The organism is Marinobacter sp. UBA3607, assembly GCF_002375525.1.
Taxonomy (GTDB): Bacteria; Pseudomonadota; Gammaproteobacteria; order Pseudomonadales; family Oleiphilaceae; genus Marinobacter; species Marinobacter vinifirmus.
Genome location: NZ_DFLY01000015.1, coordinates 141,023 through 166,235 on the forward strand (window position 1 = coordinate 141,023; position 25,213 = coordinate 166,235).

The 25,213-nt window shown below is 61.1% G+C and carries 27 protein-coding genes; 10 read left to right on the forward strand and 17 right to left on the reverse strand.

What is annotated here, in order from left to right; all coding sequences use genetic code 11:
* Positions 1–65 precede the first annotated feature (65 nt).
* The 6 genes from hyi to ftsY form a co-directional block, all read right to left on the reverse strand.
* On the reverse strand, positions 66–845 hold the full coding sequence (hyi, locus tag B2589_RS05855; protein WP_286815931.1) for a hydroxypyruvate isomerase: 780 nt from the start codon (positions 843–845) through the stop codon (positions 66–68).
* Between the two features lie 10 nt (positions 846–855).
* On the reverse strand, positions 856–1,767 hold the full coding sequence (locus B2589_RS05860) for an NAD(P)-dependent oxidoreductase (RefSeq protein WP_286815932.1): 912 nt from the start codon (positions 1,765–1,767) through the stop codon (positions 856–858).
* A gap of 252 nt (positions 1,768–2,019) precedes the next feature.
* Entirely contained in the window at positions 2,020–2,880 is an 861-nt protein-coding gene (gene rpoH / locus B2589_RS05865) for an RNA polymerase sigma factor RpoH (protein ID WP_058342077.1), read from the reverse strand.
* Between the two features lie 205 nt (positions 2,881–3,085).
* Positions 3,086–4,090, reverse strand: coding sequence for a permease-like cell division protein FtsX (gene ftsX / locus B2589_RS05870; protein WP_022990398.1), 1,005 nt, complete (start codon positions 4,088–4,090; stop codon positions 3,086–3,088).
* Complete coding sequence (gene ftsE, locus B2589_RS05875) at positions 4,080–4,772, reverse strand: cell division ATP-binding protein FtsE (RefSeq protein WP_094624851.1); 693 nt, start codon at positions 4,770–4,772, stop codon at positions 4,080–4,082. Before ftsE ends, ftsX begins: the two co-directional genes overlap by 11 nt.
* A gap of 28 nt (positions 4,773–4,800) precedes the next feature.
* Positions 4,801–6,087 carry a signal recognition particle-docking protein FtsY gene (gene ftsY / locus B2589_RS05880; protein ID WP_286815933.1) on the reverse strand — a complete coding sequence of 429 codons (1,287 nt, stop codon included), beginning with the start codon at positions 6,085–6,087 and terminating at the stop codon, positions 4,801–4,803.
* A gap of 161 nt (positions 6,088–6,248) precedes the next feature.
* Here ftsY and rsmD point away from each other — a divergent pair, with 161 nt between their 5' ends.
* Positions 6,249–6,878, forward strand: coding sequence for a 16S rRNA (guanine(966)-N(2))-methyltransferase RsmD (rsmD, locus tag B2589_RS05885; RefSeq protein ID WP_286815934.1), 630 nt, complete (start codon positions 6,249–6,251; stop codon positions 6,876–6,878).
* A 65-nt stretch (positions 6,879–6,943) separates the two neighbouring features.
* On the opposite strand, the gene B2589_RS05890 is transcribed toward rsmD, so the two are convergent.
* On the reverse strand, positions 6,944–8,119 hold the full coding sequence (locus B2589_RS05890) for a DesA family fatty acid desaturase (RefSeq protein ID WP_286815935.1): 1,176 nt from the start codon (positions 8,117–8,119) through the stop codon (positions 6,944–6,946).
* Positions 8,120–8,303: 184 nt separating this feature from the next.
* Here B2589_RS05890 and mutM point away from each other — a divergent pair, with 184 nt between their 5' ends.
* The 6 genes from mutM (at position 8,304) to B2589_RS05920 (ending at position 13,452) form a co-directional block, all read left to right on the forward strand.
* Positions 8,304–9,116 carry a bifunctional DNA-formamidopyrimidine glycosylase/DNA-(apurinic or apyrimidinic site) lyase gene (gene mutM, locus B2589_RS05895; RefSeq protein WP_094624847.1) on the forward strand — a complete coding sequence of 271 codons (813 nt, stop codon included), beginning with the start codon at positions 8,304–8,306 and terminating at the stop codon, positions 9,114–9,116.
* Positions 9,117–9,212: 96 nt separating this feature from the next.
* Complete coding sequence (locus B2589_RS05900; RefSeq protein WP_022990392.1) at positions 9,213–9,545, forward strand: hypothetical protein; 333 nt, start codon at positions 9,213–9,215, stop codon at positions 9,543–9,545.
* A gap of 87 nt (positions 9,546–9,632) precedes the next feature.
* Entirely contained in the window at positions 9,633–10,319 is a 687-nt protein-coding gene (yrfG, locus tag B2589_RS05905; RefSeq protein ID WP_286815936.1) for a GMP/IMP nucleotidase, read from the forward strand.
* 66 nt (positions 10,320–10,385) lie between these two features.
* Positions 10,386–10,793, forward strand: a complete 408-nt coding sequence (gene hslR / locus B2589_RS05910; protein WP_199456164.1) for a ribosome-associated heat shock protein Hsp15 — start codon at positions 10,386–10,388, stop codon at positions 10,791–10,793.
* A 94-nt stretch (positions 10,794–10,887) separates the two neighbouring features.
* Positions 10,888–11,742, forward strand: coding sequence for an Hsp33 family molecular chaperone HslO (gene hslO / locus B2589_RS05915; RefSeq protein WP_022990389.1), 855 nt, complete (start codon positions 10,888–10,890; stop codon positions 11,740–11,742).
* Between the two features lie 174 nt (positions 11,743–11,916).
* Entirely contained in the window at positions 11,917–13,452 is a 1,536-nt protein-coding gene (locus B2589_RS05920) for a phosphoenolpyruvate carboxykinase (RefSeq protein ID WP_232901836.1), read from the forward strand.
* Positions 13,453–13,549: 97 nt separating this feature from the next.
* Here B2589_RS05920 and B2589_RS05925 read toward each other — a convergent pair whose 3' ends face one another.
* Entirely contained in the window at positions 13,550–15,616 is a 2,067-nt protein-coding gene (locus tag B2589_RS05925; protein WP_022990387.1) for a TRAP transporter large permease subunit, read from the reverse strand.
* A gap of 25 nt (positions 15,617–15,641) precedes the next feature.
* Positions 15,642–16,694: a hypothetical protein gene (locus B2589_RS05930; protein ID WP_058342453.1), complete on the reverse strand. Its 1,053-nt coding sequence runs from the start codon at positions 16,692–16,694 to the stop codon at positions 15,642–15,644.
* Between the two features lie 153 nt (positions 16,695–16,847).
* Here B2589_RS05930 and B2589_RS05935 point away from each other — a divergent pair, with 153 nt between their 5' ends.
* A complete protein-coding gene (locus B2589_RS05935; RefSeq protein WP_058342086.1) occupies positions 16,848–17,120 on the forward strand; it encodes an HU family DNA-binding protein in 273 nt (90 codons plus the stop codon).
* Positions 17,121–17,171: 51 nt separating this feature from the next.
* On the opposite strand, the gene B2589_RS05940 is transcribed toward B2589_RS05935, so the two are convergent.
* The 8 genes from B2589_RS05940 to gshB form a co-directional block, all read right to left on the reverse strand.
* Positions 17,172–18,191, reverse strand: coding sequence for a putative solute-binding protein (locus B2589_RS05940; protein ID WP_022990370.1), 1,020 nt, complete (start codon positions 18,189–18,191; stop codon positions 17,172–17,174).
* A 203-nt stretch (positions 18,192–18,394) separates the two neighbouring features.
* Positions 18,395–19,690, reverse strand: a complete 1,296-nt coding sequence (locus tag B2589_RS05945; RefSeq protein ID WP_286815938.1) for a dihydroorotase — start codon at positions 19,688–19,690, stop codon at positions 18,395–18,397.
* Positions 19,687–20,706 carry an aspartate carbamoyltransferase catalytic subunit gene (locus B2589_RS05950; RefSeq protein WP_286815939.1) on the reverse strand — a complete coding sequence of 340 codons (1,020 nt, stop codon included), beginning with the start codon at positions 20,704–20,706 and terminating at the stop codon, positions 19,687–19,689. The genes B2589_RS05945 and B2589_RS05950 overlap by 4 nt, the downstream gene beginning before the upstream one ends.
* Positions 20,707–20,733: 27 nt before the next feature.
* The gene (pyrR, locus tag B2589_RS05955; protein WP_058342089.1) at positions 20,734–21,243 is read right to left on the reverse strand and encodes a bifunctional pyr operon transcriptional regulator/uracil phosphoribosyltransferase PyrR; all 510 of its coding nucleotides are present in this window, start codon (positions 21,241–21,243) and stop codon (positions 20,734–20,736) included.
* A gap of 10 nt (positions 21,244–21,253) precedes the next feature.
* A complete protein-coding gene (gene ruvX, locus B2589_RS05960; protein WP_058342090.1) occupies positions 21,254–21,694 on the reverse strand; it encodes a Holliday junction resolvase RuvX in 441 nt (146 codons plus the stop codon).
* Positions 21,687–22,253 carry a YqgE/AlgH family protein gene (locus B2589_RS05965; RefSeq protein ID WP_022990365.1) on the reverse strand — a complete coding sequence of 189 codons (567 nt, stop codon included), beginning with the start codon at positions 22,251–22,253 and terminating at the stop codon, positions 21,687–21,689. Before B2589_RS05965 ends, ruvX begins: the two co-directional genes overlap by 8 nt.
* On the reverse strand, positions 22,250–23,110 hold the full coding sequence (locus B2589_RS05970; RefSeq protein ID WP_286815940.1) for an energy transducer TonB: 861 nt from the start codon (positions 23,108–23,110) through the stop codon (positions 22,250–22,252). Before B2589_RS05970 ends, B2589_RS05965 begins: the two co-directional genes overlap by 4 nt.
* Before the next feature lie 38 nt (positions 23,111–23,148).
* The gene (gshB, locus tag B2589_RS05975) at positions 23,149–24,102 is read right to left on the reverse strand and encodes a glutathione synthase (RefSeq protein ID WP_199456155.1); all 954 of its coding nucleotides are present in this window, start codon (positions 24,100–24,102) and stop codon (positions 23,149–23,151) included.
* Positions 24,103–24,419: 317 nt separating this feature from the next.
* On the opposite strand from gshB, the gene pilG reads away from it, so the two are divergent.
* Positions 24,420–24,812, forward strand: coding sequence for a twitching motility response regulator PilG (pilG, locus tag B2589_RS05980; protein ID WP_022990362.1), 393 nt, complete (start codon positions 24,420–24,422; stop codon positions 24,810–24,812).
* A 34-nt stretch (positions 24,813–24,846) separates the two neighbouring features.
* Positions 24,847–25,209 (forward strand): twitching motility response regulator PilH, encoded by a 363-nt coding sequence (pilH, locus tag B2589_RS05985; RefSeq protein WP_011787171.1) that lies wholly within the window; start codon positions 24,847–24,849, stop codon positions 25,207–25,209.
* Positions 25,210–25,213 lie beyond the last annotated feature (4 nt).

Sequence of the window (25,213 nt, forward strand, 5' to 3'; positions counted from 1 at the left end):
GTTACGAATAACACCGGAACCCGGCCAGTTACGATCTTGTAAGAGGGTGTCGCCTATGACGACGGTCAACAACCGGGCCGGAACCAGCCCAGAGACGCCTCGGTTACAGCAGAAGGCCGATACTCGGCACTGACCCAGCCAGCGTAGCCCATCCTGTCGAGGGCAGCGAAAACATTCGAAAAGTTAATCTCGCCGGTACCGGGCTCGTTCCGTCCCGGATTATCGGCAAACTGAATATGGGCGATCCAGGGCAGCAGGCACTCCATGGAGCGAACCAGGTCCCCTTCCATCACCTGCATGTGGTAGATGTCGTACTGCAGGCGCACGTTATCGGCATCCACCGCTTCAATCAGCTCCATCACCTTGCCGGTGGTATCCAGCAGGAAGCCGGGCATATCCACCCGGGAATTGATCGCCTCCAGGCACAGTGTCAGCCCCGCCTCGGCAAAGCGGTCCGCCGCGTACTGAACATTTGCAACCAGCGTGCTCCAGGCCTCCTCCTCTGAAAGCTCCGCCGGCTTGAGCCCGGCCAGGCAATTGAGCCGGGTATTACCCAGCACCCTGGCATAGGCAATGCCCTGCTCGACACCAGCCCGGAATTCCTCAACCCGGTCCGGCAAACAGGCAATTCCCCGCTCCCCCGCCTGCCAGTCCCCCGGCGGCAGGTTGAACAGTACCTGGGTCAGCCCGTTAGCCTGCAACCTCTGCGCCAGCTCCTCTGCCGGCCACTCGTAGGGAAAGAGGTACTCCACCGCCCTGAAACCCGAAGCTGCAGCACGCTCGAAACGCTCGAGAAACGGCACCTCGGCAAACAACATGGACAAATTCGCAGCAAAACGTGGCATCAGCGTCTCCTCAGCCCTTTGGCCCACGGCCCAGCGAACCCAGCAAGGCCCCGTTCATATGCTCCAGCTCCAGCAACAAACCGCTGTGGTCCACATCGCTGTGGCCATTGGCCACCAGCGACAAATATTCGTTATGAGTCTGCTGCGCCAGCGGCAACGTCAGCCCCTCGGCCCGGGCCTCATCCAGGATCATACGCATATCCTTCAACTGAATCCGCGCCGGCGCCCCGGGGGCAAAGTCCCGGTCAATCATCCGTTGCCCGTGCAACTCCAGAATCCGGCTACCGGCAAAGCCGCCCAGCAACGCCTCCCGCACCGCCGCAGGATCCGCGCCACCCTTAGCCGCCAGCAACAAGGCTTCAGACACCGCACCAATGGTAATCCCCACAATCGCCTGATTCGCCAGCTTCGCCAACTGCCCGGCCCCCACCGGCCCGATCCGGGTACACTTGCCCAACGCCCCGAACACCGGCAACGCCCGCTCAACATCCGCCTCCGACCCCCCGGCCATAATACTCAACCGAGCCTCCGCAGCCCCCACCGTACCCCCGGAAACCGGCGCATCCACAAACCCGGCCCCACGCTCGCCAACCAACCCCGCCAACTCACGGGCCAGCGACGGCTGCACCGAACTCATATCAACCACCAGCGCCCCCGCCTTCAACGCCCCGATCGCGCCCTGATGCACCAGCACATCTTCAACCACCTGCCCGTTCTCCAGCATAGTGATCACCACATCCGCGTCCGCCACCGCCTCGGCCGGCGTCGCCGCAATCGTAGCCTCCTCCCGGAATGGCTCACACTTGCTGGCTGTCCGGTTCCACAGGGTCATCGGAAAGCCTGCATCCAGCAGGTTACGGGTCATCGGCGCGCCCATCAGGCCAATACCGAGAAAGGCAATTCGAAGGTTCTTTTGAGTCATCTTTGTTACTCCTACACGCACGGAGATTGACGAAGCGCTTGGGAGGGCCTTTCCAAAAATTTGCGGAGCCATGGATGGCGGAGCAGAAGCGCCACAGGGATGTGCCGCAAGGAGCGGTTTTTGGAAAGGCCCTCCCAAGCGCTTCCGCCCCCAATTCTCAGGTAACTGTCAGTGGACGGATTATACAAACAAAAACGCCACCAACCGCGAACGGTGGTGGCGTTTTCAAACCCCAAGGGCCAATGATCAGCTTCAGGCAACCTCGGCCATCTGCAACTTGATCTTCTTCATCGCATTCTTCTCAAGCTGCCGAATCCGCTCCGCAGACACACCATACTTGTCCGCCAGCTCATGCAGCGTCGACTTGCTCTCGGTCAGCCAGCGCTCGCGAAGAATATCCTGACTGCGCTCATCCAGGTTTTCCATCGCCTGCATCAACCGGCCGTTGGAGTCCTCTGACCAGTCGGCATTCTCCAGCTGCACCGCCGGATCACTGCGGCGATCTTCCAGATAATACGCCGGCGCCTGGTAGGCACTGTCTTCATCGTCATCCATCGGACCGTCGAACGCGGTATCCTGGGATGCCAGACGACCTTCCATCTCGCGCACCACCCTGGGCTCTACCCCCAGGTCCTTCGCGACCGCCTGAAGCTCATCGTGGTTCAGCCACGCCAGCTTCTTCTTCTGGCTGCGCAGATTGAAGAACAGCTTGCGCTGGGCCTTGGTGGTGGCCACCTTCACAATGCGCCAGTTGCGCAGAATGAACTCATGGATCTCTGCCTTGATCCAGTGCACCGCGAACGACACCAGCCGCACGCCATACTCCGGGTTGAAGCGCTTGACCGCTTTCATCAGGCCCACGTTACCTTCCTGGATCAGGTCAGCCTGAGCCAGGCCATAGCCTGAATAACTGCGGGCGATGTGAATCACAAAGCGCAGGTGGGAGAGCACCAGATGACGGGCGGCTTCCACGTCGCCATGATAGTGAAGCCGTTCTGCCAGCTCCCGCTCCTCGTCAACTGAGAGAACCGGAATGCGACTCGCAGCCTGAATGTAAGACTCGAGATTCGCGCCCGGAACCAGTCTGTCAACCAGCTGTAAACTCGTACCCATGCAATAACCTCCGAACCTGACAGCCGTTAAATATAACAACTGAAACTTTGACCGCCAAGCACCTGATTAGTTCCCGAACTTCCCAGTAACACGTTAAAAATCATACATCTGGGGAATTCCTGAATGCCATTCCAGCGTCGATAACCGGTCACCAAGCTACGCTGGAACAAGCTGTATTTTCAATACGGTTTTCCCGTTATCCAGATCACCCTCCGGCAATATCGCCCGGTTCTATGTCATCCAGATGACGCTTCACTGCCACCCAGGCGCCAAGCCAGCCTAACACCATGGCTGTGATAATCAATGCCAGGGCGCCATCAAAGCCCGGGCCGTGAATCACAAACTCGCTCTGGTAAAGGCTCGCCAGCCGCTCGATGGGGCCGTTCAGCCACCATAGCGAAACCTGGATCAACACCCAGGCGACCACGCCGCCGCCCAAACCGAACCAGGCGCCAGTATAAAGAAAGGGCCGGCGTACGAAGGCATCGGTGCCTCCCACCAGCTTGGCCACGAGGATTTCATCCCGGCGGTTCTCGATGGAAAGCCGCACCGTGTTACCGATCACCAGGATCACCGCCGCACCCAGCAACAGCGCCAACGCCCAGACGGCCCTCGCCAGGATATCGGTAATGGCATTGAGCCGTTGCAGCCAGCCCAGATCTACCTGGACCCGCTCGACGGCATCCATGCCTTCCATAAAGGTCACCAGGGCCTGCACGCCGTCGGCAGAGCGGGCACTGTCTTCCGGCGTTACCAGCAGGGTGTGAGGCAACGGGTTGTCGTCCAGGAAATCCAGGGCATCATCCAGCCCGGACGACACCCGGAATTCAGCCAGGGCCTGGTCCCTGTCTACCATCTCTACCGACAACACCCGGCCATCACCGTCAATCTCGGAAGCCAGCTCCCGGGCCTGCTCCACCGGCACATCCAGTGACAGGTAGGCGGTAATCCGGGCACTGTTTTCCCAGCCGGCACTCACGCCCTGCAAACTACCCAGCAACAGCAACAGCGCCACCGGCAAAGCCAGGGCCACACCCATCACCATCCAGGTCATCATGCTGGCCACCGGACTGCGCCACAGCCGCTGGGCGGAATCTTTCGCCACCTTGCGGTGATGGTCCAGGTAACTCCGGGCCTGGTTCGAGGCCGGTGAGCGGCCCCGGTTGGCGCCCCGGCGCTTCTCTGGCTTCTGGCGTGAGTCAGTAACCACTTACACCTCCGGTCAGGGGTGCATCTGCGCCGACAATCATCCGGCCATGGTCCAGGGTCAGCCGGCGCTTGTTCATCTGGTCGATCAGGGCAATATCGTGGGTGGCAATCAGCACAGTAACGCCCACCTGACTGAACTCGGTGAACAGGTGCATGATGTCTGCCGACAACTCCGGGTCCAGGTTACCGGTAGGCTCATCCGCCAGCAGCACCGGCGGCTTGTTCACCACGGCGCGGGCAATGCCCACCCGTTGCTGCTCACCGCCCGACAGCTGCATGGGATTCATCTTTTCCTTGTTCAGCAGGCCTACCTTGTCCAGGGCCGCCCGCACCCGCCGACCGATGTCATCCGGCGAGGCACCCATCACTTCCAGCGGCATGGCTACGTTGTCGAACACCGTGCGATCAAACAGCAGCTGGTGGTTCTGGAACACCACGCCAATGTGCCGGCGGATGTAGGGAATCTGCCGCCGGGGCAGGCTGTTGAGCTTCTGGCCGCCCACGATCACCTCACCGGCGGTGGGACGCTCCATCACCATGATCAGCTTCAGCAAGGTACTCTTGCCGGCACCGGAGTGGCCGGTCAGAAAGGCCAGCTCGCCCCGGTCCAGGTGGAAATTCACCTGGCGCAGGGCGGTGTGGTCGCTGTCATAGCGCTTGGTTACCTGACGAAACTCGATCATCGGGGGCTTGGGCTCCGTGGCCGGTACTTCAGTCGTCGAACAGGGCGTCTACAAAGGTTTCTGCATCAAAGCTGCGCAGGTCTTCCGCCTGCTCGCCGACACCGATAAACCGGATAGGCAGCTGCAGCTGGCGGGCAATGGCGAAAACGATACCACCCTTCGCCGTGCCGTCGAGCTTGGTCAGAGTAATGCCAGACACGCCCACCGCCTGCTGGAACACCTGGGCCTGGCTCAGGGCATTCTGGCCGGTGCCGGCATCCAGCACCAGCATCACTTCGTGGGGCGCGGAATCGTCCAGCTTTTTCATTACCCGGACCACCTTCTCCAGTTCGTGCATCAGGTTGTCCTTGTTCTGCAACCGGCCGGCGGTGTCGGCAATCACGATATCGGTACCCCGGGACTGGGCAGACTGAATGGCATCGAAAATCACCGAGGCACTGTCGGCACCCGTGTGCTGGGCAATAACCGGCACATTGTTGCGCTCGCCCCATACCTGCAGCTGCTCCACCGCCGCGGCCCGGAAGGTGTCGCCAGCCGCCAGCATCACCGACTTACCTTCCGCCTGGAATTTCTTGGTGAGTTTGCCGATGGTGGTGGTCTTGCCAACACCGTTCACGCCCACCATCAGGATCACGTAGGGCTGTTTGCCGGTATCGATTTCCAGCGGCCTGGTCACATCCTTGAGCAGGCCATGAAGCTCTTCCCTCAGGGCCTTGCGCAGGGCTTCGCCGTCTTTCAGCTGGTTGCGTTCCAGCTTGTCGGTCAGGGATTCGATAATTTCCGACGTGGCCGTTACCCCCACATCCGCCATCAGCAGGGTGGTTTCGATTTCCTCCAGCAGGTCTTCATCGATCTTCTTGCCAACGGTGAACAGGTCCGCCAGGCCGCCGGTCAGGCTGGCGCGGGTCTTGCCCAGGCCCTTCTTGATGCGCTCGAAGACACTGAGCTGAGGCTCTGGCTCTGGCTCTGGCTCTGGCTCTGGCTCTGGCTCTGGCTCTGGCTCTGGCTCTGGCTCTGGCTCTGGAGCAGGCTCGACGGCCGGAGCAGCTTCTTCTACCGGTGCCGGCTCGGCAGGCACTTCGGGCGGTGCCTCCGGTGCGGCCTCAGCCACGAGAGCTTCCGGCGCTTGCTCAGGCTGTACTTCCGGTTCAGGTGCTTGCTCCGGGGCAACCGGTGCCAGGCCCTTGGCCACCTCCGGCTTGCGCTGGGGCACCTTCTCCGGGCGCGGGGCGCGCTTGCGGTTGCCGGCGATATCCAGCACAAAGAACAGGACAAGAAGGGCCAGGAGGCCGATTGAAATCCACTCTGCCGTCATAGTCTTACCATCTGTCTGAAAATGGGCGGGCGAAAAGAAAGCCAGTATTCTAGCAGACTGCCGTCACTAAGTGATGGGGGCTCCGATTATCCCCTGCTGCGGGCTTTCCGGTAACATATCGGCCCGAACCTGATCACCGTTTCACCCACCGGAGCAGCTCCATGGCCAAGCGCAGACCACCCCAACGCACACCCGCCCCGGGCGCCGCCAAGGCCGGCGGACAGGGCGAGTTGCGCATTATCGGTGGCGACTGGCGCAGCCGTAAGCTCCGCTTTCCGGATGCCGGCGGCGTGCGCCCCAGCCCGGCCCGAACCCGCGAAACCCTGTTCAACTGGCTGAACTTCCACCTGGCCGGCAGCGATTGCCTGGACCTGTTCGCCGGCTCTGGCGCGCTGGGCCTGGAAGCCTTGTCCCGGGGTGCCGCAAAGGCAACCCTGGTGGACCATACCCCTCCACTGGCTACAGCCCTGCGGGATAACCTGCGGCTGTTGAAATCCGAAAACGGCGAAGTGGTCTGCCAGGACGTGGAAGGTTACCTGCGCAGCCCGAACCGACCGCCGTTCGACATTATCTTCATGGACCCCCCCTTCCGGCAGGGCTGGCTGGCGCGACTGCTGCCACTGATCGCCGGTGGCCCCTGGGTGAAACCGGGTAGCTGGGTGTATGTGGAGCACGAAAGTGAACTGACCGGGCTATCGGTACCCGAAGGCTGGCAGTTGCACCGCCAGAAAACCGCCGGCCAGGTAACCTACAACCTATACCGGGTGGCGCCGGAAGCCGACCAGGACTAACTGGTCAGCTACAAAAAAGCCGGAAGGGGGGGGAATCCCGTCCGGCTTTTTGCATCTGCGGCCAATCAGGCCGGGCGCAGTGAATAGGCCCGCAGGTGCGCCGCAAACTCTTCCAGGTAACGGATACCGCTGGTTTCCGCTTCCTTGCACCAGTCCATCAGCGCCTGCAGCTTGTCCTGGGGCTTAAGGCCCCGCTGGCGCCACAGGGCCTGGAGTTCGTGGCTCTTGTCGTAGATCAGCTTGAGCATTTCATGGCGTTCGAGCACCGAATCCAGCGTTTCTTTCTCTCGGGGATGGATCAGCGACACCTCCCGGGACAGCAAGCGCTTGAGCTTGCGGTAGCGGGGGCGGATTTCGTCGTCCATCAGGGACTTCTGCTGGCGCAGTACCGGCTCCATCACCCGCTTGCGATACTGGCGCATGATATCGAACCGGCTGTTGGTGATGGCCTGCACGGTTTCCACATCCATTTCCTGCTTGCCCGGCACATAGTGGGCAATGGGCCGGTAGCCCTTGGGCCTGGCCAGGCCGAACAGCTGGAACAGGCGGATGTAACCCCAGCCAATGTCGATCTCATACCAGCGACGGGACAACTTGGCGGAATTCGGATAGGTGTGGTGGTTGTTATGCAGCTCTTCACCGCCAATCAGGATACCCCAGGGGGAGATGTTGCGGGCATTGTCGGCACACTCGAAGTTGCGGTAACCCATGTAGTGGCCGATACCGTTAACCACTCCGGCGGCCCAGAGCGGAATCCACATCATCTGCACGGCCCAGATCCAGATACCATTAACCCCGAACAGCAGCAGGTTGATCACCGCCAGCAGGGCAATGCCACCCATTTTATAGGGAGTGTAGACCTTGCGTTCGATCCAGTCTTCCGGGGTACGCTGGCCGTAACGTTCCAGGTTTTCCGGGGTTGCCGACTGGGCGTAGAGCTCCGCACCTTCAAACAGAACCTTGCGAATACCCAGAACCACCGGGCTGTGAGGGTCTTCCTCGGTCTCGCACTTGGCGTGGTGCTTGCGATGGATGGCAGTCCATTCCTTGGTATTCTGGGCAGTGGTCAGCCACAGCCAGAAACGGAAAAAATGCTTGAGCACCGGATGCAGGTCCAGCGCATTGTGGGCCGAGTGGCGGTGCAGATACAGGGTTACACTGACGATGGTGATGTGCGTCATCACCAGGGTAACAGCGATCAGCTGCCACGCGGAGAGGTCCAGGAGACCGTTAAACCACATAAAATATCCTCAAAAATCAATCAACTTCGACAAGGCGATACTGCGGAGGTTTTCGCTGGTACTCGAAGGGGAAGTTACCTCGTCACTTTAGCGTACACTTGTACGCAACAACAACCGGGTTTGGCGCCATTTTTGTTACTGATTACACTTGGCGGCCGAGAAACCTGTTATCCGCGGAGGCCCCGTGCCTGAGTTACCGGAAGTTGAAACCACCCGCCAGGGCATTGCACCCCATTGTGAAGGCCAGACTGTGACCGGGGTATTAATCCGCAACCCCAGCCTGCGCTGGCCTGTACCGGATGACCTGCCCGAGAAACTGCTGAACCAGGTTATCCGGGCAGTGGACCGCCGGGCCAAGTACCTGTTCCTGCACCTGGATGCCGGCACTGTGATTGTCCACCTGGGTATGTCCGGCAGCCTGCGGGTGATTACCGACGACAGCCCCGCCGCCGCCCACGACCACGTGGAGATTGCCCTGGGCAACGGCCGCACCCTGCGCTTCAACGACCCCCGCCGCTTCGGCTGCTGGCTCTGGGCCGATGACTGCTCCGAACACCCGCTGATCCGGGACCTGGGGCCGGAGCCGCTGTCAGATACATTCAACGGACCCTGGTTGTTCCGGCTGTCCCGGGGCAAGCAAACGCCCATCAAGTCTTTCATTATGGACAACCACATTGTGGTCGGCGTGGGTAACATCTACGCCAATGAAGCCCTGTTCAAAGCCGGCATCCACCCGAAACGGAAAGCCGGCCGTATTTCCCTGGATCGTTACCACAAACTGGCTGAAGCCATTCGCGAAACCCTGAGCGCAGCCATTCTGATGGGAGGCACCACCCTGCGCGACTTCGTGAACAGCGACGGCAAACCCGGTTATTTTGCGCAGTCCCTGCTGGTGTACGGTCGCGGCGGCAACCCCTGCCCCGAATGTGCCACCACCCTGAAAGAGATCCGCATGAACAACCGCAGCACCGTCTATTGCCCCCGCTGCCAGCGCTAGCCAACCGCCAGAGTTGCCAACCGGATATCGAAAAATCGTTTGAAATTGGGGAAATATGATTCATAGTTAACAGAGTATTAACAGGAGAGAATAACGATGACCCGCAAGATTTCCCGCACCCTGATGGCCACGGTTGCAGCCTGTCTGCTCGCTTTTTCTTCTCTGGGCCATGCCAGGGCGATTGACGAAAGCCCGTCGGCGCTGGCCATGACTACCGACGCCGTGCTTCTGCGCCCGGTTCTGCTGGCCACCACCATCGTGGGTAGCGCGGTGTATCTGGTGTCTCTGCCGTTCTCTGCCCTGGGCGGTAATGCCGGTGAAGCTGGCGAGGTACTGGTTGTCGGCCCGGCCAAGGCCACCTTTGTACGCTGCCTGGGCTGCTCCCGCAGTGGCCGCAAGGCGGAAACCGTGGAGCAGTCCGAAGACTGATCCCGGGCATTCGTCCGTAGAATCCCGGCTTGCCAGAGGCCGGAAACTGAGGCAGCCTGAAGCAAATTCTTCAGGCTGTTTTTGTTTATGGTGGATTGGTCAACCCTCGATACCGTGTTCCTGGATATGGACGGAACACTGCTGGATCTGCACTTCGACTCGCACTTCTGGCTCGAACACCTGCCCCGGCGCTATGCCGAACAGTACGACCTGCACCCGCAACAGGCCAAAGACCAGCTGCTGGCCATGATCATGGCCGAGCGCGGTTCCCTGAACTGGTATTGCACCGACTACTGGAGCGAACGGCTGTCGGTTGATATCAACCAGCTGAAAGCGGAGGTCAGTGACCGCATCGGCTACCGTCCCCACGTGCCGGACTTTCTGGCCTCCCTGCGCAAGGCCGGCCTGCACTCGGTGATCGTTACCAACTGCCACCCGGATCCCCTGGCACTGAAACTCAGCCGCACCGGACTGGACCGCCACGTGGATGCCATCGTATCCAGCCATGAACTGGGCAAACCCAAGGAAGACCGGGCGTTCTGGAGTGACCTGGCCAGGCGGGTTCCCTACCGCCAGGAGCGCACCCTGATGGTGGACGACAGCTTCCCGGTACTGGAAAGTGCCCGGGATGCCGGTATCGGCCAGTGCCTCGCGATCCTGGCACCGGACAGCACCCAGGCCCCGGCGACCAGGCACCCGGAAATACCGGGCATCCGTCACTTCGACGAGGTCCTGCCAACGCTGCAAGCCCGCCCGCCACTGCCATCGCAATGACAGGCCGGTTATAATCCGCACAGTTATCCATAGGTCAGGACAACCTGGCCTGCCAGGTGGGGAGATATGGCAGCAACAAACACCGAAGACCCGAAAGTAAGGCTCGACAAGTGGCTCTGGGCCGCGCGCTTCTACAAAACCCGCGCGCTGGCAAAGGAAGCCATTGAGGGCGGCAAGGTGCACTACAACAGCCAGCGCACCAAGCCCGGCAAGATTGTGGAAACCGGCGCCAGGGTCTCCCTTCGCCTGGGCTGGCAGGAAAAAATTGTGGTGGTGGACGACATCAGTGACCGGCGCAGGGGCGCACCGGAAGCGCAGAAGCTCTACCACGAAACCGACGACAGCGTAAAAAAACGCGAAGACCTGGCCTGGCAGCGAAAGACCATGCAGGCCGCCCAGCTGCCGCCGGCCCGGCGCCCGAGCAAGAAAGACCGTCGGGATATCCAGCGCTTCCGGGACCAGAACGGCCTTTAGAACCGGCTCGCCCAGCCTGGTTTCAGGCACTGCCCCGCAACTTACATCCTTACAGGCATCACCAGTGAATCAACAGACAGTTTCAGGAGACATCATGGCTTCCCAGGATCAGTTCCAACGTTTTATCTTCGAGCACAGCCAGGTGCGGGGAGCCTGGGTACAACTGGGCGACAGCTTCCGTGAAATCATCAACCAGGCCCCCTACCCGGATTCCGTACGCCAGCTGCTGGGCGAATCCCTGGTAGCCAGCGTACTGATGAGCAGCACCCTGAAGTTCGAGGGCACCCTGTCACTGCAGGCAGCCGGTGAAGGCGCCCTGCGCACCCTGATGGCCGAATGCAGCCACGACCGCAAGATCCGCGGCCTGGCCCGCTTTGACGAACAGGCCATGAGCGGCGAGACCCTGCACGAGCTGCTGGGCCAGAGCCGGATGGCGATTACCATTACCCCGGAAAAGGGCCAGCGCTACCAGGGCGTGGTGCCACGGGAAGCAGACAACCTGGCCGGCTGCCTGGAAGAATACTTCGAGCGCTCCGAGCAGATTGCCACCAGCCTGTTCCTGTTTGCCGATGGCGATACCGCTGCCGGCCTGCTACTGCAGCGCCTTCCCGGCCACACCGAGGAAGACGATGACCTGTGGAACCGGGTAAACCACCTGGCGCGTACCGTAGAAGCGGAAGAGCTGCTGAAACTGGACAGTGAAACCCTGCTGCACCGCCTGTTCCACGAGGAAACCGTGCGCCTGTACGAGCCGGAGCCGGTGGAATTCCGTTGCAGTTGTTCCCGCGAACGTACCCTGGCGGCGCTCGAATCGATCGGCAAGGAAGAGTGCTACAGCATTCTGGACGAACAGGGCAGCATCGACATGGACTGCCAGTTCTGTCACGCAAACTATCGCTTCAATAGAAATGACATTGATCACCTTTTCACCGGTCATACGCTACACTGACTGCTCTTTAACATTGCCCGAAAGCCGCCAGTGGCGCGGTTTTCAGGGCAGTCGTTTTTTATCGGCGTCTCTGGCATAATAGCGCGCCTGAATTGACCCGATTGTTCAGAATTCCGCCAGTGTTCGGGGGCAAGGACTGGGCAATCACGAAGACATCCCGAGGGCGAGGTCGAAGTGAGCAACACTTATAGTGATCTGAGTACAGCAAGACTGGTTGAAGTAGCACTGGCACGGCAGGAAGGCCAGCTTGCGGCAAACGGTTCCCTGGTGGTTACCACCGGCGAGCGCACCGGCCGGTCTCCCATGGACCGTTTTATCGTTGAGGAGCCCAGCACCTCAGACGACATCCACTGGGGCCCGATCAACCGCCCGTTCGACGCCGACAAGTTCGACGCCCTGTGGGACCGTGTTGAAGCCTACATCGCTGAAAAAGACCAGTTTGTCTCTCACGTACACGTTGGCTCTGACCCCGAGCACTACCTGCCGGTGAAAATGACCACCGAAACCGCCTGGCAGAACCTGTTCGGCCGTAACCTGTTCATCCGCCCGGACGCCTACAACCCGGCCGACAAGCAGGAATGGCAGATCCTCAACGCCGCCAACTTCGAGTGCGTGCCCGAGCGTGACGGCACCAACTCCAACGGCTGCGTTATCCTCAACTTTGCCAAGCGCAAGGTCCTGCTGGCCGGTATGCACTACGCCGGTGAGATGAAGAAAGCCATGTTCTCTGTGCAGAACTTCCTGCTGCCGGAGAAAGACGTACTGCCGATGCACTGCTCCGCCAACGTGAGCGAAACCGGCGAAACCTGCCTGTTCTTCGGCCTGTCCGGCACCGGCAAGACCACCCTGTCTGCCGATCCGCACCGCTACCTGATCGGTGATGACGAGCACGGCTGGGGCCCCGGCACTGTCTTCAACATCGAAGGCGGTTGCTACGCCAAGTGCATCGACCTGAGCCAGAAGAACGAGCCGATCATCTGGGACGCCATCCGTTTCGGCGCCATCGTCGAGAACGTGATGATCGACCCGGAAACCCGCGAGCCGGATTACACCGACGTCTCCCTGACCGAAAACTCCCGCTGTGCCTACCCGCTGGAGCACGTCGAGAAGCGCGTGATCGAGAACCGTGCCGGTGAGCCGTCGCACATCATCTTCCTGACCTGCGACATGACCGGCGTTCTGCCTCCGGTATCGGTACTGAGCCGCGAAGCCGCTGCGTACCACTTCCTGAGTGGTTACACCGCGCTGGTGGGCTCCACCGAAATGGGCTCTTCCTCCAAGCTCAAGTCCACCTTCTCTACCTGCTTCGGCGCACCCTTCTTCCCGCGCCCGGCCGGCGTTTACGCCGAGCTGCTGATGAAGCGTATTGACGAGTTCGGCAGCAAGGTATTCCTGGTCAACACCGGCTGGACCGGCGGTCCTTACGGTGAAGGCAAGCGCTTCAGCATCCCGACCACCCGTGCCATCATCGCTGCCATCCAGAACGGCGACCTGGACGACGTGGAAACCGAGCACCTGGACGACCTGAACCTGGACGTGCCCAGGCACATCCCGGGTGTCGAGACCGAACTGCTGAACCCGCGCAATACCTGGACCAGCCCGGAGTACTACGACGGCAAGGCCCAGGAGCTGATTGGCCAGTTCGTAGAGAACTTCAAGAAGTTCGACGTGGCAGACACCATCGTCGAAGCCGGCCCGAAACTCGCCTGAGTGTCACCGGCCTGAAAAAAAAGCGCCCTGCGAAAGCACGGCGCTTTTTTTTGTATCGGTGGCTTTTGAGCGAGGCCGCCGGAAGCGGCCTCCATGCTCAGTTTGCGTAGAACAGCAGCGGCACAAACGCCACCAGTACCAGCGAGATACCCATGGCAATCAGCGGCATGATGATGCGCTCATGGCGCTGGTAGAAAGTACCGCCTTCCTGCTGCGCCGCCAGCACTTCCGCTTCGCCCACCACCTGCCGGGTGAGCAGGTGGTTCAGGGCCACCGGCGGGCTCAGGTAACCCAGCTCGAACGCCACCAGGGTCACCATCCAGAAGTGCACCGGATGAATACCACTGGAATAGGCAATGGTTGCCACCGTAGCCGTCACCAGGATCACGGCACCGAAGGCATCCATGATCATGCCCAGAATCACCAGGATCACCACCATCAGCAACATCGCAGACCAGGCACTGTCGAACGCCTGCGGGAAGGCTTCCATGATATGGGAGCGTTCGATAACCCCGCCAATACTCACGGACAGCCCCAGCAACAACAGCAGGGCACCGATCTCGGCGGTGGTGTCGTTGGTGGCTCCCCGAATGCTGGTTTCCAGGCCCTGGTAATCCGTGTCGCCGGCCGTATCGTCCTGCCGGCGTTTGCGACTGAAGTGCTCGTACACCAGGATGGCCAGCATGATCACCGGCAGCAGGCGCGGTGCGGAGAATTCATCCATCTTCACATCCAGCGCCAGGCGATAGAACAGCACCACGGCAATGATCACCAGCACATAGGGTACCAGCGGCCGCAAGGCCAGCACCGAGGCCGGCATGGCATCGGTCACCGGGGCCAGGTTGAACTGGCTCTGGCGGTTCACCGTAACCGCCACCAGGCTGAACATGGTCGCCGTCAGCACAAACACCCAGATGCCCCAGCCGAAGAGTTCGTCGGTGGTCACTTCCCGGTTCAGGTAGGCAATCACCACCACCAGCAGGCAGGGGCGCAGCACCACACCCAGGGAGCCGGACATCGCCGTGGCCGCCAGCGCCAGGTGGCGCCGGGCACCAGCCGCCCGCAGTTCGCTGTAGATCACCGCACCGGCGGCGATCACGAAAATGCCCGAGGCGCCGGTATAGGCCGTGGGCACTGCTGCCACCAGCACGGCAACGACGGCCAGCAGCTCCGGCGGCATGCGCCAGGGCCGGAACACGTTGAACACCAGTGTCGCCAGCCGGGTCTGCTTGAGCATCATGCCCACCCAAACGTACAACCCCACGTTCAGGAACATGTCGGCCAGCTCCATCATCTTGCCCAGGTAAATACCGATGCCCGAGGAGTGGCCAATCATCGCGAAATAAGTGCCGGAAATCAGGCACATCACTGTGTAGAGCGGTACCGACAGGAAGGCCTGGCCCAGGCTGCCGCCGGCGGACAGGCCATCCGGCACCCGGAACAGACGGTACAGGCTGGCCAGGGTGAGACAGCCAAAGCCGATGATCCAGAAGTTGTGCAGCAACAACTCCTCGCCCGACACTGCGGTACTGCTGGCCAGGGTGGATTGCCGGAAAATCAGGCTGGAACCCAGCAACATGGCATTGGCGATGGTTTGCAGGGTCAGGGAGACGGTGTAGTCAAGGCGGGTTTCCATGGCCCGCATGGCAATATGGTGGCGGGTCAGGGTTGCGGTGACGGCACAGAGCATCACCAGGATCACCAGTATGTAGCGCTGGGCACTGAGCCCGAAGGCAATCAGGTCGGCCACGAACAGCTCAACGGCGCGGTAGGCCTTTACCCCGGCAGTCAGCTGGCCCTGCAAGGACTCATAGCTGGCGTGGGCCGAGCGGCAATCCGCTACCGAACGCTCAATCGCCAGGCGCACATCGGCCGGGTCTTTTTCTACGGTGCCCAGCAGGGCGGCCATGGGATCATCCGCCGGGGCTTCCCTGGCCATTTCCTCGGCCACCGCGGCCTCGATATCCCGGTTGGCATCACACTCCGGCTTGGCCGGATCCATCCGGAGCTTGTAGTAGCCGCTCCAGAGCTGCTCCCCGCCCCGGAGCATCTGGTTGTGAATATCACTGCTGGTGGAGAACAGCACCACTGCCAGCAGCAACAGGCAAGCCGGCAAGGAGGAAAACCATTCCAGCCCGGTACGACGAAAACCACTCGGGGCCATAACTACCTACTCCGGGAATTGGGGGTTACAACAGATCATCCAGATCCATGGTTTCGGTCGGCGCCTGCTGGTCATCCCAGAAGCTGCCGAACTGCCCCATCGGGGTACGATGGCCGGTATTTTCTACCCAGAGCCGGTCAGACATAGCCACCAGCATGTTGGTGGCCATGGCATCGACAAAGCGCCACTCTTCGTTGGCATCGTCGTTTTTCAGGGACTCGGCGTGGTCACGGATAACCGCCTTCACCAGGGCTTCGTCACCCTTGTTGCCCGCGGCAATGGCCTGGAACACGTGGCCAAGGCGCACGCCGGCCTGCTTGCCCTGTTCGCTGGCAATGGCCAGTCGCTCCAGCGGAACTTCACCCTCGGGCCTGGTCCCGGGAATCATGGCCCAGACAGTTGCCCTCAGGCCCATGGGGGCACCCCACCACTTCTTGTTATCCAGGCACTGGGTAGCCCGCCCCACCACAGAGCCGGTGTTAAAGGGCACGCCGATTGAAGAAGTAGCCTGGATCTGGGCATTCAGGGCCTGCAGTCCGGACAGCAAGCCGGCCATGTAGATGAATTCGTCCATGTCATCGTCAAAATCCGGGCACTCGGTTTCTTCCGGGTTTCCATAGTAGGCGTTGTGGTGCTGCCAGGCTCGGTGATAGCGCTTGGCCGCGAGGGTATGGGCGCGCTTCTGGCGGATAAAGGCATCTTCAGCGGCCGTTCCATCCATGCCGTGCATGGCTGCAAGGCCTGCCAGCTCATGCTCCATGGCCTGCTCTTCGGCGCAGCTGCCGGACGACAGATACAGCATCACCGCCAGCTGGTCCGGCTCGCTGGTAACCCGGCCGAACGACATCAGCAGCGGCGCCGTGGCCTCGCTCATGGCACAGCCCATGGCCAGGTCTTCAGATTCCATCAGGTAGGGCACGGTATGGTTCCGGGAAAACCCCTGCATTACATCGCCGGTGGTCTTGTAGATCATGTGGTTCACCACGCCACAGCCACTCAGGGCGACGCTGGCCGCAACCGCTGCAGCAAAGCCGCGCAGGCGTTTGCCACAGGCCAGGGAGGTCCGGAAGTCTTTCATAACATTCGTGTCCTTTTTTATTTTTTCGAACATATCGTTACACGCCGGGGTTTGCACATTGGCCCCGAAGCCACTATAGATTGCTTCAACCGCCGGCACGGTCGGCGGTCTGGAGCAAAAAACAACAAACAGAACCAAGAACAGGAGTTTTCGATGCGTAAACCTGAACTAGCTGCCGCGATTGCCGACCAGACCGGCCTTACCCGCGAAAAAGCCAGCGACGTTATCAGCGCCTTTACCAGCCAGATTTCCGCCGCCACAGCCAAGGGTGATGACGTTACCCTGATCGGCTTCGGCACTTTCAATGTCCGCAAGCGGGAAGCCCGCACCGGCCGCAACCCGCAGACCGGAGCCAGCATTGAAATTCCGGCCAGCAAGACCGTTGGCTTCAAGGCCGGCAAGGCCCTGAAAGACGCCATCCGCTGACCGGCAAGGCCCGCAGCTATGCGGGCCTGTTACCTTCCCTGCCCTGGCTGATCAGGACGCACATTCCGAACGGGCACCGTCTACCCGGCACCGGATCGCCTTCATCAACTTGATCGCACGCTCGTCATACACTCCGTCTTCCAGCAGCGATAAGCGAACCTGGCGCAGCATCTTGTCGTACTCGGCTACGTCTTTTGCCGGCGGGTGCATCCATACGTTATCCGGAATACCGGACTCGGCTTCGGCGATGATCGCGTAGGCTTCATCCAGCCGCTTGATGGCCTGGTCCCGCACCATCTGGCCCGCTTCATCCGGGAACCGGTCCCGGTGGATGATCACCTGGAAGTTCATATACGCCAGCGCATACTTGAACACGCCGCCCTTTTCACCCACGCCCTTGTACAGTTCCAGGGGCTGGTAAGCCACGGCCGGGGCATAGGCCAGGTCGACGCTGCCGTTATTGAATTTGCCGGCAAAGTTGGCGGAGTTCGAGCCCACCACGGAAGCACCTACGTGGCGCACCATGCGCACAGACGCGGAGTCATAGTCCAGGGTGGCGATTCGCTTGCCCTGCAGCTTCTCTACTGAATCGACGTTGCGGTCACGGGTGTGCAGGTAAATGGCACCACCGGGGAACACGCCAGCCACTTCGTAGGGACCATCCACCAGGAAGGGGCGCGCCTTGGGCTGGCTCAGGGTGTTGTACAGCAGGCGCATTTCCTCTTCGCCCGGCACGGCACCCATAGCTTCAAGGCTGCCGGTGAACTTGTTGAACTCCCGGGCGCGGGTGCCGGTGAGCAGCACGGCATCGCACTGGCCGGCCTTGAAATCCTCGGCCGCTACCTTTTCATCGGTGTAGGCGCGCAGGTCAAGCTTGATGCCCTGTTGCAGGGCAACCGGCTGAAACTCCTTGGTAATGGCAAACAGGGGGCCATTGGCACCCACCGGGTCAAACACACAGAAACTGCGTTCGATAATCTCGGACTGGGCATGGGCAAGGGCGGGAACAACAAGGCTGGCGCTCAGGGCAGCAGCCGCCACCACCCGGCGGGAAAGACTGGATAACTTCACGGGTTCACTCCTGATTATTATTCTCTGGCGCGCGCTGCAGTCAGGCAGCCGCAGCTCGTGTCCTGGGACAACCATAAGGGGTCACCCCATAGGATACGTTGGCTCGGGTGCCTGTTATCAAGGGTTTTTCAGCAACAGGAAGGATTCTGTGACAGTGTCGACAGAGGCCGGACAACCTCTGCCGCACTTTCAGGACAGGCGGGTCAGGCCGGGTCGGCCCAGGCCGTTCTTCCGGCCACCAGCGTGAGCCGGACCCGGCCAGGCAATTCGCGGTCCAGTACCGGCGCGTGCCGGCCGGCGGAGACCAGGGTTTGCACTGACGGCTGCCAGGACTGCTCCGGCGCGAACACGCACAGGTCTGCCGCCTCACCTTCCGCCAGCCGCGCGTTTCGACCCAGCACCGAGGCCGGGCCGGCGGTCAGTGCGTTCAGCAGCCGGGCGCGCTCCAGCTCGCCCCGAGCGACCAGTTCCAGGCCCAGCGACAGCACGCTTTCAATGCTGGACAGTCCCGGCTCGGTAGCCGGCAGCGGTGCCTGCTTGGCAGCGCTGTCGTGGGGCTGGTGCTGGCTGACAATGGCATCGATCACGCCATCCCGTACACCGGCTACCAGCGCCTGCCGGTCGGCTTCGGAGCGCAATGGCGGGCGCACGTGGAAACGGCTGTCAAAACCGGCCAGGGCCTCTTCAGTGAAACACAGCTGGTGCATGGCCACGTCGGCCGTGACCTGAATCCCGCGCTTGCGGGCATCCGCCAGCATTTGCACACTCCGGCCCGAGGACAGCTGGCTCAGGTGCAGTTTCACACCGGTTTCTTCCGCCAGCAGCAGCATTTCCATCACCGCCGCGGTTTCCGCCACTTCCGGAATACCCAGCAGACCCAAGCGGGTAGCCACCTGGCCATCGTGGGAATAACCGTCAGCCGCCAGGGCCTGGTTTTCCGGGCTGAACATCACGGTCAGGCCGAAGGTCTGGGCATAGGCCATACAACGGCGCAGGATCCGGGCATTGCGCACTCCCCGGGAACCATTGCCCGCCGCCACACAACCGGCATTCTTCAGGCCCGCCATGTCACTCAGCATTTCACCGTCCAGGCCCCGGGTGATGGCGCCCACCGGCAGTACCCGGACCGAGCCGCGGGAGTCTGCGCCTTCGCGGATCAGGTGGGTTACCGCACTGGAGTCGTTAACCGGCGAGGTTTCCGGCGAGGCACATACGGTGGTGAAGCCACCATGGGCCGCGGCCCGGGTTTCCGAGGCGATGTTGCCCTTCTGGCCATTGCCCGGCTCCCGCAGGTTGCAGCACAGATCAATAAAGCCCGGCGCGATTACGCAGCCACTGGCATCAAACTCCCGGTCCGCGCTGGCACTTACCGCAGCGCTGCCGAGGGCCTCGATCCTGCCATTGCGAACCAGCAGGCCGGGGTTGTCAGTTTCGGTGCCGGAACCGTCGAACAGGGTGCCACCGGTAATTTTCAGACTGTCATTCTGCTGGTGGCTCATGCCCGGGCTCCCTCATGATCACTGTGTTTCTGCTGTCGTTCGGCCACCTGGCCGCCCATGGCCATGGACATCACCGCCATGCGGATGGCGATACCGTTGGTCACCTGGTTGAGGATGACCGATTGCGGGCCGTCGGCCACCGCTGATTCAATCTCGACGCCCCGGTTGATGGGCCCCGGGTGCATCACAATGCAGTCCGGCTTTGCCAGTGCAAGCTTGTCCTGGTTCAGTCCGTACAGCCGGTAGAACTCCCGCTCGCTGGGCAGCAGCGCCCCTTCCATACGTTCTTTTTGCAGCCGCAGCATGATCACCACGTCCAGGTCTTGCATGCCCCGGGCCATGTCGTATTCCACGGTGCAGCCCAGGTCTTCCACGTCTCTGGGCAGCAGGGTGCCCGGTGCAATCACCCGCACTTCCCCGGCGCCCAGTACGTTCAGGGCACGGATCTGGGAACGGGCCACCCGGGAGTGCAGCACATCGCCAACGATGGCCACTTTCAGGCCTTCGAAGCTGCCCTTGTGCTGGCGAATGGTCAGCATGTCGAGCATGGCCTGGGTCGGATGGGCATGGCGGCCGTCGCCGGCGTTGATGATGGCCACGCCCGGGGTCACGCTTTCGGCAATAAAGTGCGGCGCGCCGCTCTGGGAATGGCGCACCACAAACATGTCGCTGGCCATGGCTTCCAGGTTGAGCAGGGTGTCAGACAGGGACTCGCCCTTGGAGGTGGCGGAGGTATTGATATCCAGGTTCAGCACGTCGGCGGACAACCGCTTGGCCGCCAGCTCGAAGGTGCTGCGGGTGCGGGTACTGGATTCGAAGAACAGGTTAACCACCGTGCGGCCCCGCAGCAGGGGCACTTTCTTGATTCGCCGCTCGCCTACTTCGATGAACGAGTCGGCGGTGTCGAGGATGTCTGTAAGCAGCTCGCAGCCCAGGCCATCCAGGGTGAGGAAATGCCGCAACTGACCGTCCCGGGTCAGCTGCAAGTGGTTCGGGGAGGGGTCGTTCGCGGTCATGGCTCGCCTGTTGTCTGGTGGGGAGTATTACTGCCCGGTTTCCTGGAATTCAATGCGCAGCGGATCAGGGCCGCGCAGTTTTACTCGCTGATGGGCGTCCAGCGCAAGTGCCTTGCCGGTGACATCCGGCTGTACCGGCAATTCCCGGGCGCCCAGGTCAATCAGTGTGGCCAGTATGATACTTGCCGGACGGCCGTAATCGAAGATCTCGTTCATGGCTGCCCGTATGGTTCGACCACTCATGATCACGTCATCAATCAGGATGATGTCGCGGCCTTCGGTATCGAAAGGCAGGCTGGAAGGCGCTACCCTGGGGTTCAGGCCAATGCGACTGAAATCGTCCCGGTAGAAGGAAATATCCAGCTCGCCGTAGGGCTCGGCCAGGCCCAGGCGCTTGCTCATCACATCCGCCAGCCACACGCCGCCGGTACGGATGCCGATCAGCGCCGGGTTGTCGACGCCACGCTCTGCCAGAATCCGGCGCAGGCCGGCTTCCAGTTCATCCAGCAGCTGGTTGATATCAAGCAATGCGGTCATTGATGCCTCGTCAGTCAGGTTTGCCGGTCTGCTCCCGGCACCAGGTTTCCAGAATCAGTACGGCGGCCCGGTCGTCCACGCCGTGGCGGCCGAAATCCCGGCTACCGCCGGCGGCCATCACATCGCCCTTGGCTTCGAAACTGGTCAGCCGCTCATCGACCATCTCTACCGGCACATGGTAGCGGCCGTGCAGGCGCTTGCCGAACTTGCGGGCCCGGGCACACATGTCGTTCTCGGTGTCGTCCATATTCAAAGGCAGGCCCACCACCACGATATCCGGCTGCCATTCCGCCAGCAGTTTCTCGACCTGCTGCCAGTCCGGAATGCCGTCACGAGCCGGGATCATGGCCAGCGGCTGGCCGGTGCCAAGCAGCTCCTGGCCGCTTGCCACACCAATGCGGCGGGTGCCGAAGTCGAACGCCAGGATTCTGCGGTTACCGGTGTCAGGCATGGCCCACCGAATCGCTGAGCTGGTTCAGGTCTATGCCGATCAGTTTCAACACCGCCTCGTAACGTTTTTCCACCGGGGTGCGGAACAGGATGTCGGTGCTGGCCGGGCAGGTCAGCCAGGCATTGCTGCCCAGCTCTTCCTCCAGCTGGCCTTCACCCCAGCCGGAATAACCCAGCGCTACCAGAAACTCTTCCGGCCCTTCGTTGCGGCCGATGCCTTCCAGGATGTCCCGGGAGGTGGTCAGCAGTACGTCGTCCGTCACCGTGGCGGTGTTCTGCCAGTGCTGCCCGGGAGAGTGCAGTACAAAGCCTCGCTCCGGCTGCACCGGGCCACCGGTAAATACCGGCAGGTCCAGCTCGCCACCGTGCATATCGAGCTGTTCAAGGATTTCACCCAGGTGAATGCCCAAGGGCTGGTTGATCATCAACCCGAGCGCACCCTCGGAGGAATGCTCGCACAGGTAGATCACGCCCCCGTGAAAATTGGGGTCGGCCAGCCACGGCGATGCCACCAGGAAATGGTGCCGCAAACTTGCCTTGGTTTCCGTGCCGGTTGTCATCCGGATGTCAGCCCCCGCCTCTGGAACGACCAGGTTCGTATGATTTCCAGTTCGTCGACCTGCTCGCGCATGTCTTCCGGGAAGGGCGCAAACGGCGCTGCCATGCGCACAATCCGGATGGCGGCATCATCGAGTACCGTGCTGCCGGACGACTGGAGAATCGCCACTTGCTTGATTGTGCCATCTTTGCGCAGAGAAACCAGCATCCGCAGGTCACCATAAAGGCCGGAACGGCGCGCTTCGTTGGGATAATTCATGTTGCCGACCCGGGTCACCTTGCTGACCCAGTTCTGCACGTACCAGGCGTTATCCGACTTGAGCGTGGACGCCGCAGTTACCCGCATGACCCTGGGGCGCCGGGCATAGGCCTGCTGCTGGGCGTCGAAGCGGGCTTCCAGGCTGGCAATTTCCAGGCTGCGCTCCATCAGGCTTTTGCGCTCGGCCCGGGGCAGCGGCTCCGGTTTTTCCCGGGTTTCCGGCTGCCGGACCTGCTGGCGGGCCTTGCTTTCGGTCTGCACCACGGCCCGCTCTTCCTGCGGATTGGGCTCTGCCGTGGTTGCCGGCTCCGGCTGGATTTCGGCCACCTCCGGCTGGCTGACCTCCGCCGGCTGCGGCGAGGTCATTTCCATGGCCTGCTCTTCAGTACCACTGCCCTTCTGGCTGGTCTGGGCCAGGAAATCGGCCTTCTCCGGCGCTTCCTCGTCGTCAAACTGCGACAGGGTGATTTCCATGGTCTGGGCAGAGCTGCGGGGCGGTTCCGGGGCGAAGGTAATGCCCAGCACGACGATGGCGTGAACCGCCAGCGCCATGAACAGGGTGAAGGAAAACCGGTCGAAATCGCTTACCTGAACTGCCATTACCTATCCTGATTCTGTGCCCGCATTACCGGTGCTGTTCAGCCCTGTGACAACCGGCGCTCCACGGCGTCCAGCAACATACCGGCAATATCGATGCCGAAGGCAGCGTCCAGTTCCCGGATGCAGGTGGGGCTGGTTACGTTGATTTCGGTGAGGTAGTCGCCAATCACATCCAGGCCCACAAACATCAGGCCCTTGGCCTTGATGACCGGTGCCACCCGGGCACAGATTTCACGATCCCTGGCGGTCAGTTCACGGCCCTCACCCCGGCCGCCGGCGGCCAGGTTGCCGCGATTCTCGCCTTGAGAAGGAATGCGCGCAAGGGCGTAGGGCACCGGCTCACCGTCAATCAGCAGGATGCGCTTGTCACCGTCGGTGATTTCCGGAATGAATTTCTGGGCCATGGCCTGGTGCGCGCCATAGTTGGTCAGGGTTTCGATGATCACACCCAGGTTGGCGTCGTTTTCTTTAACGCGGAAGATCGAGCGACCACCCATGCCGTCTACCGGCTTCATGATGATGTCGCCGTGCTCGGCATAGAAATCCCGGAAACGCTGGGAGGAGCGGGTCACGATCAGCGGCGGTGTCAGGTCTTCGAACTGGGTGGCAAACAGCTTCTCGTTGCAATCCCGCAACGTGGCGGCCGGATTGACCACCAGGGCACCCTGCTGTTCCGCCGCTTCCAGTATATAGGTGGCCATCAGGAACTCCCTGTCGACCGGGGGATCCTTGCGCATCAGGATCACATCCAGGTCGCCCAGTGCCGTGTCTTCAGCGGCACCGTAGCTGAACCAGTTTTCCGGATCGTTATGCACCGTCAGCTTGCGGGTATGGGCACGGGCCTGGCCACCGGCCAGGTACATATCCGGCAATTCCATGTACTCGATTTCCCAGCCCCGTTTCTGGGCCGCCAGCAACATGGCCAGTGAGCTGTCTTTCTTGAAATGGATATCCTCGATCGGATCCATCACGATCCCGAGCCGGATTGTCATAGAGTCTCCTGGAAAGTCGGTTGGGGAGCGGGAAGTTGCTCCGTCAAAAACACGAACCGGTATACAGAGCAAACCGGTGCAAGGTGCTATGCTGAAACCCTAGATGGTATTGTACCCGAGCCATAAATGCATCCGGATAAATCGCCACATCAATCCGTGACGCAGCGGGCAGAAGTACATTTGGTCACAAACTAATGCTTTTTATCCGGCCATCGATATTCTATAAATGTGCGGGGTTTATAGATCAACCTTAATGTTTGTGTTAAAAACCTCGTTCGAAAATAACGACAGTCGCTAGAGCGCAAGGCAGTTGGACAATGGATGACAACTTCGAGAACTTGAAGATCATGGTGATCGACGACAGCAAAACCATTCGTCGCACCGCAGAAACCCTTCTGAAAAAAGTCGGTTGTGAGGTCATCACTGCCACTGACGGCTTTGACGCTCTGGCCAAGATTGCCGATTCCCAGCCGGACATCATCTTTGTTGACATCATGATGCCCCGCCTGGACGGCTACCAGACCTGCGCACTGATCAAGAACAATTCCTCTTTCAAGAAGACGCCGGTAATCATGCTTTCGAGCAAGGACGGCCTGTTCGACAAGGCTAAAGGCCGCATCGTAGGCTCCGACCAGTATCTGACCAAACCCTTCAGCAAGGATGAGCTGCTCAACACCATCCGCCACTACATGCCGCAGGCGGAACAGTAAAACCTGCTGAACCCCCAGAACCATCGAGGAAACCATGGCCCGCATTCTGATTGTTGACGATTCGCCAACCGAAGTTAAGAAAATCTCCACCATCCTGGAAAAGCACAAGCACGAAGTGCTGACCGCCGACAACGGCGCCGACGGCGTAGCAAAGGCCCGCGCGGAAACTCCGGACCTGGTGCTGATGGACGTGGTCATGCCCGGCCTGAACGGCTTCCAGGCCACACGCCAGCTGACCCGCGCACCGGAAACCGCATCTATTCCGGTTGTGATCGTAACCACCAAGGATCAGGAAACTGACCGGGTGTGGGGAACCCGCCAGGGTGCCAAGGGTTACCTGGTCAAGCCAGTTAACGAAGACGACCTGATCAAGACAATCAACAGCCTGATTGCCTGATCCC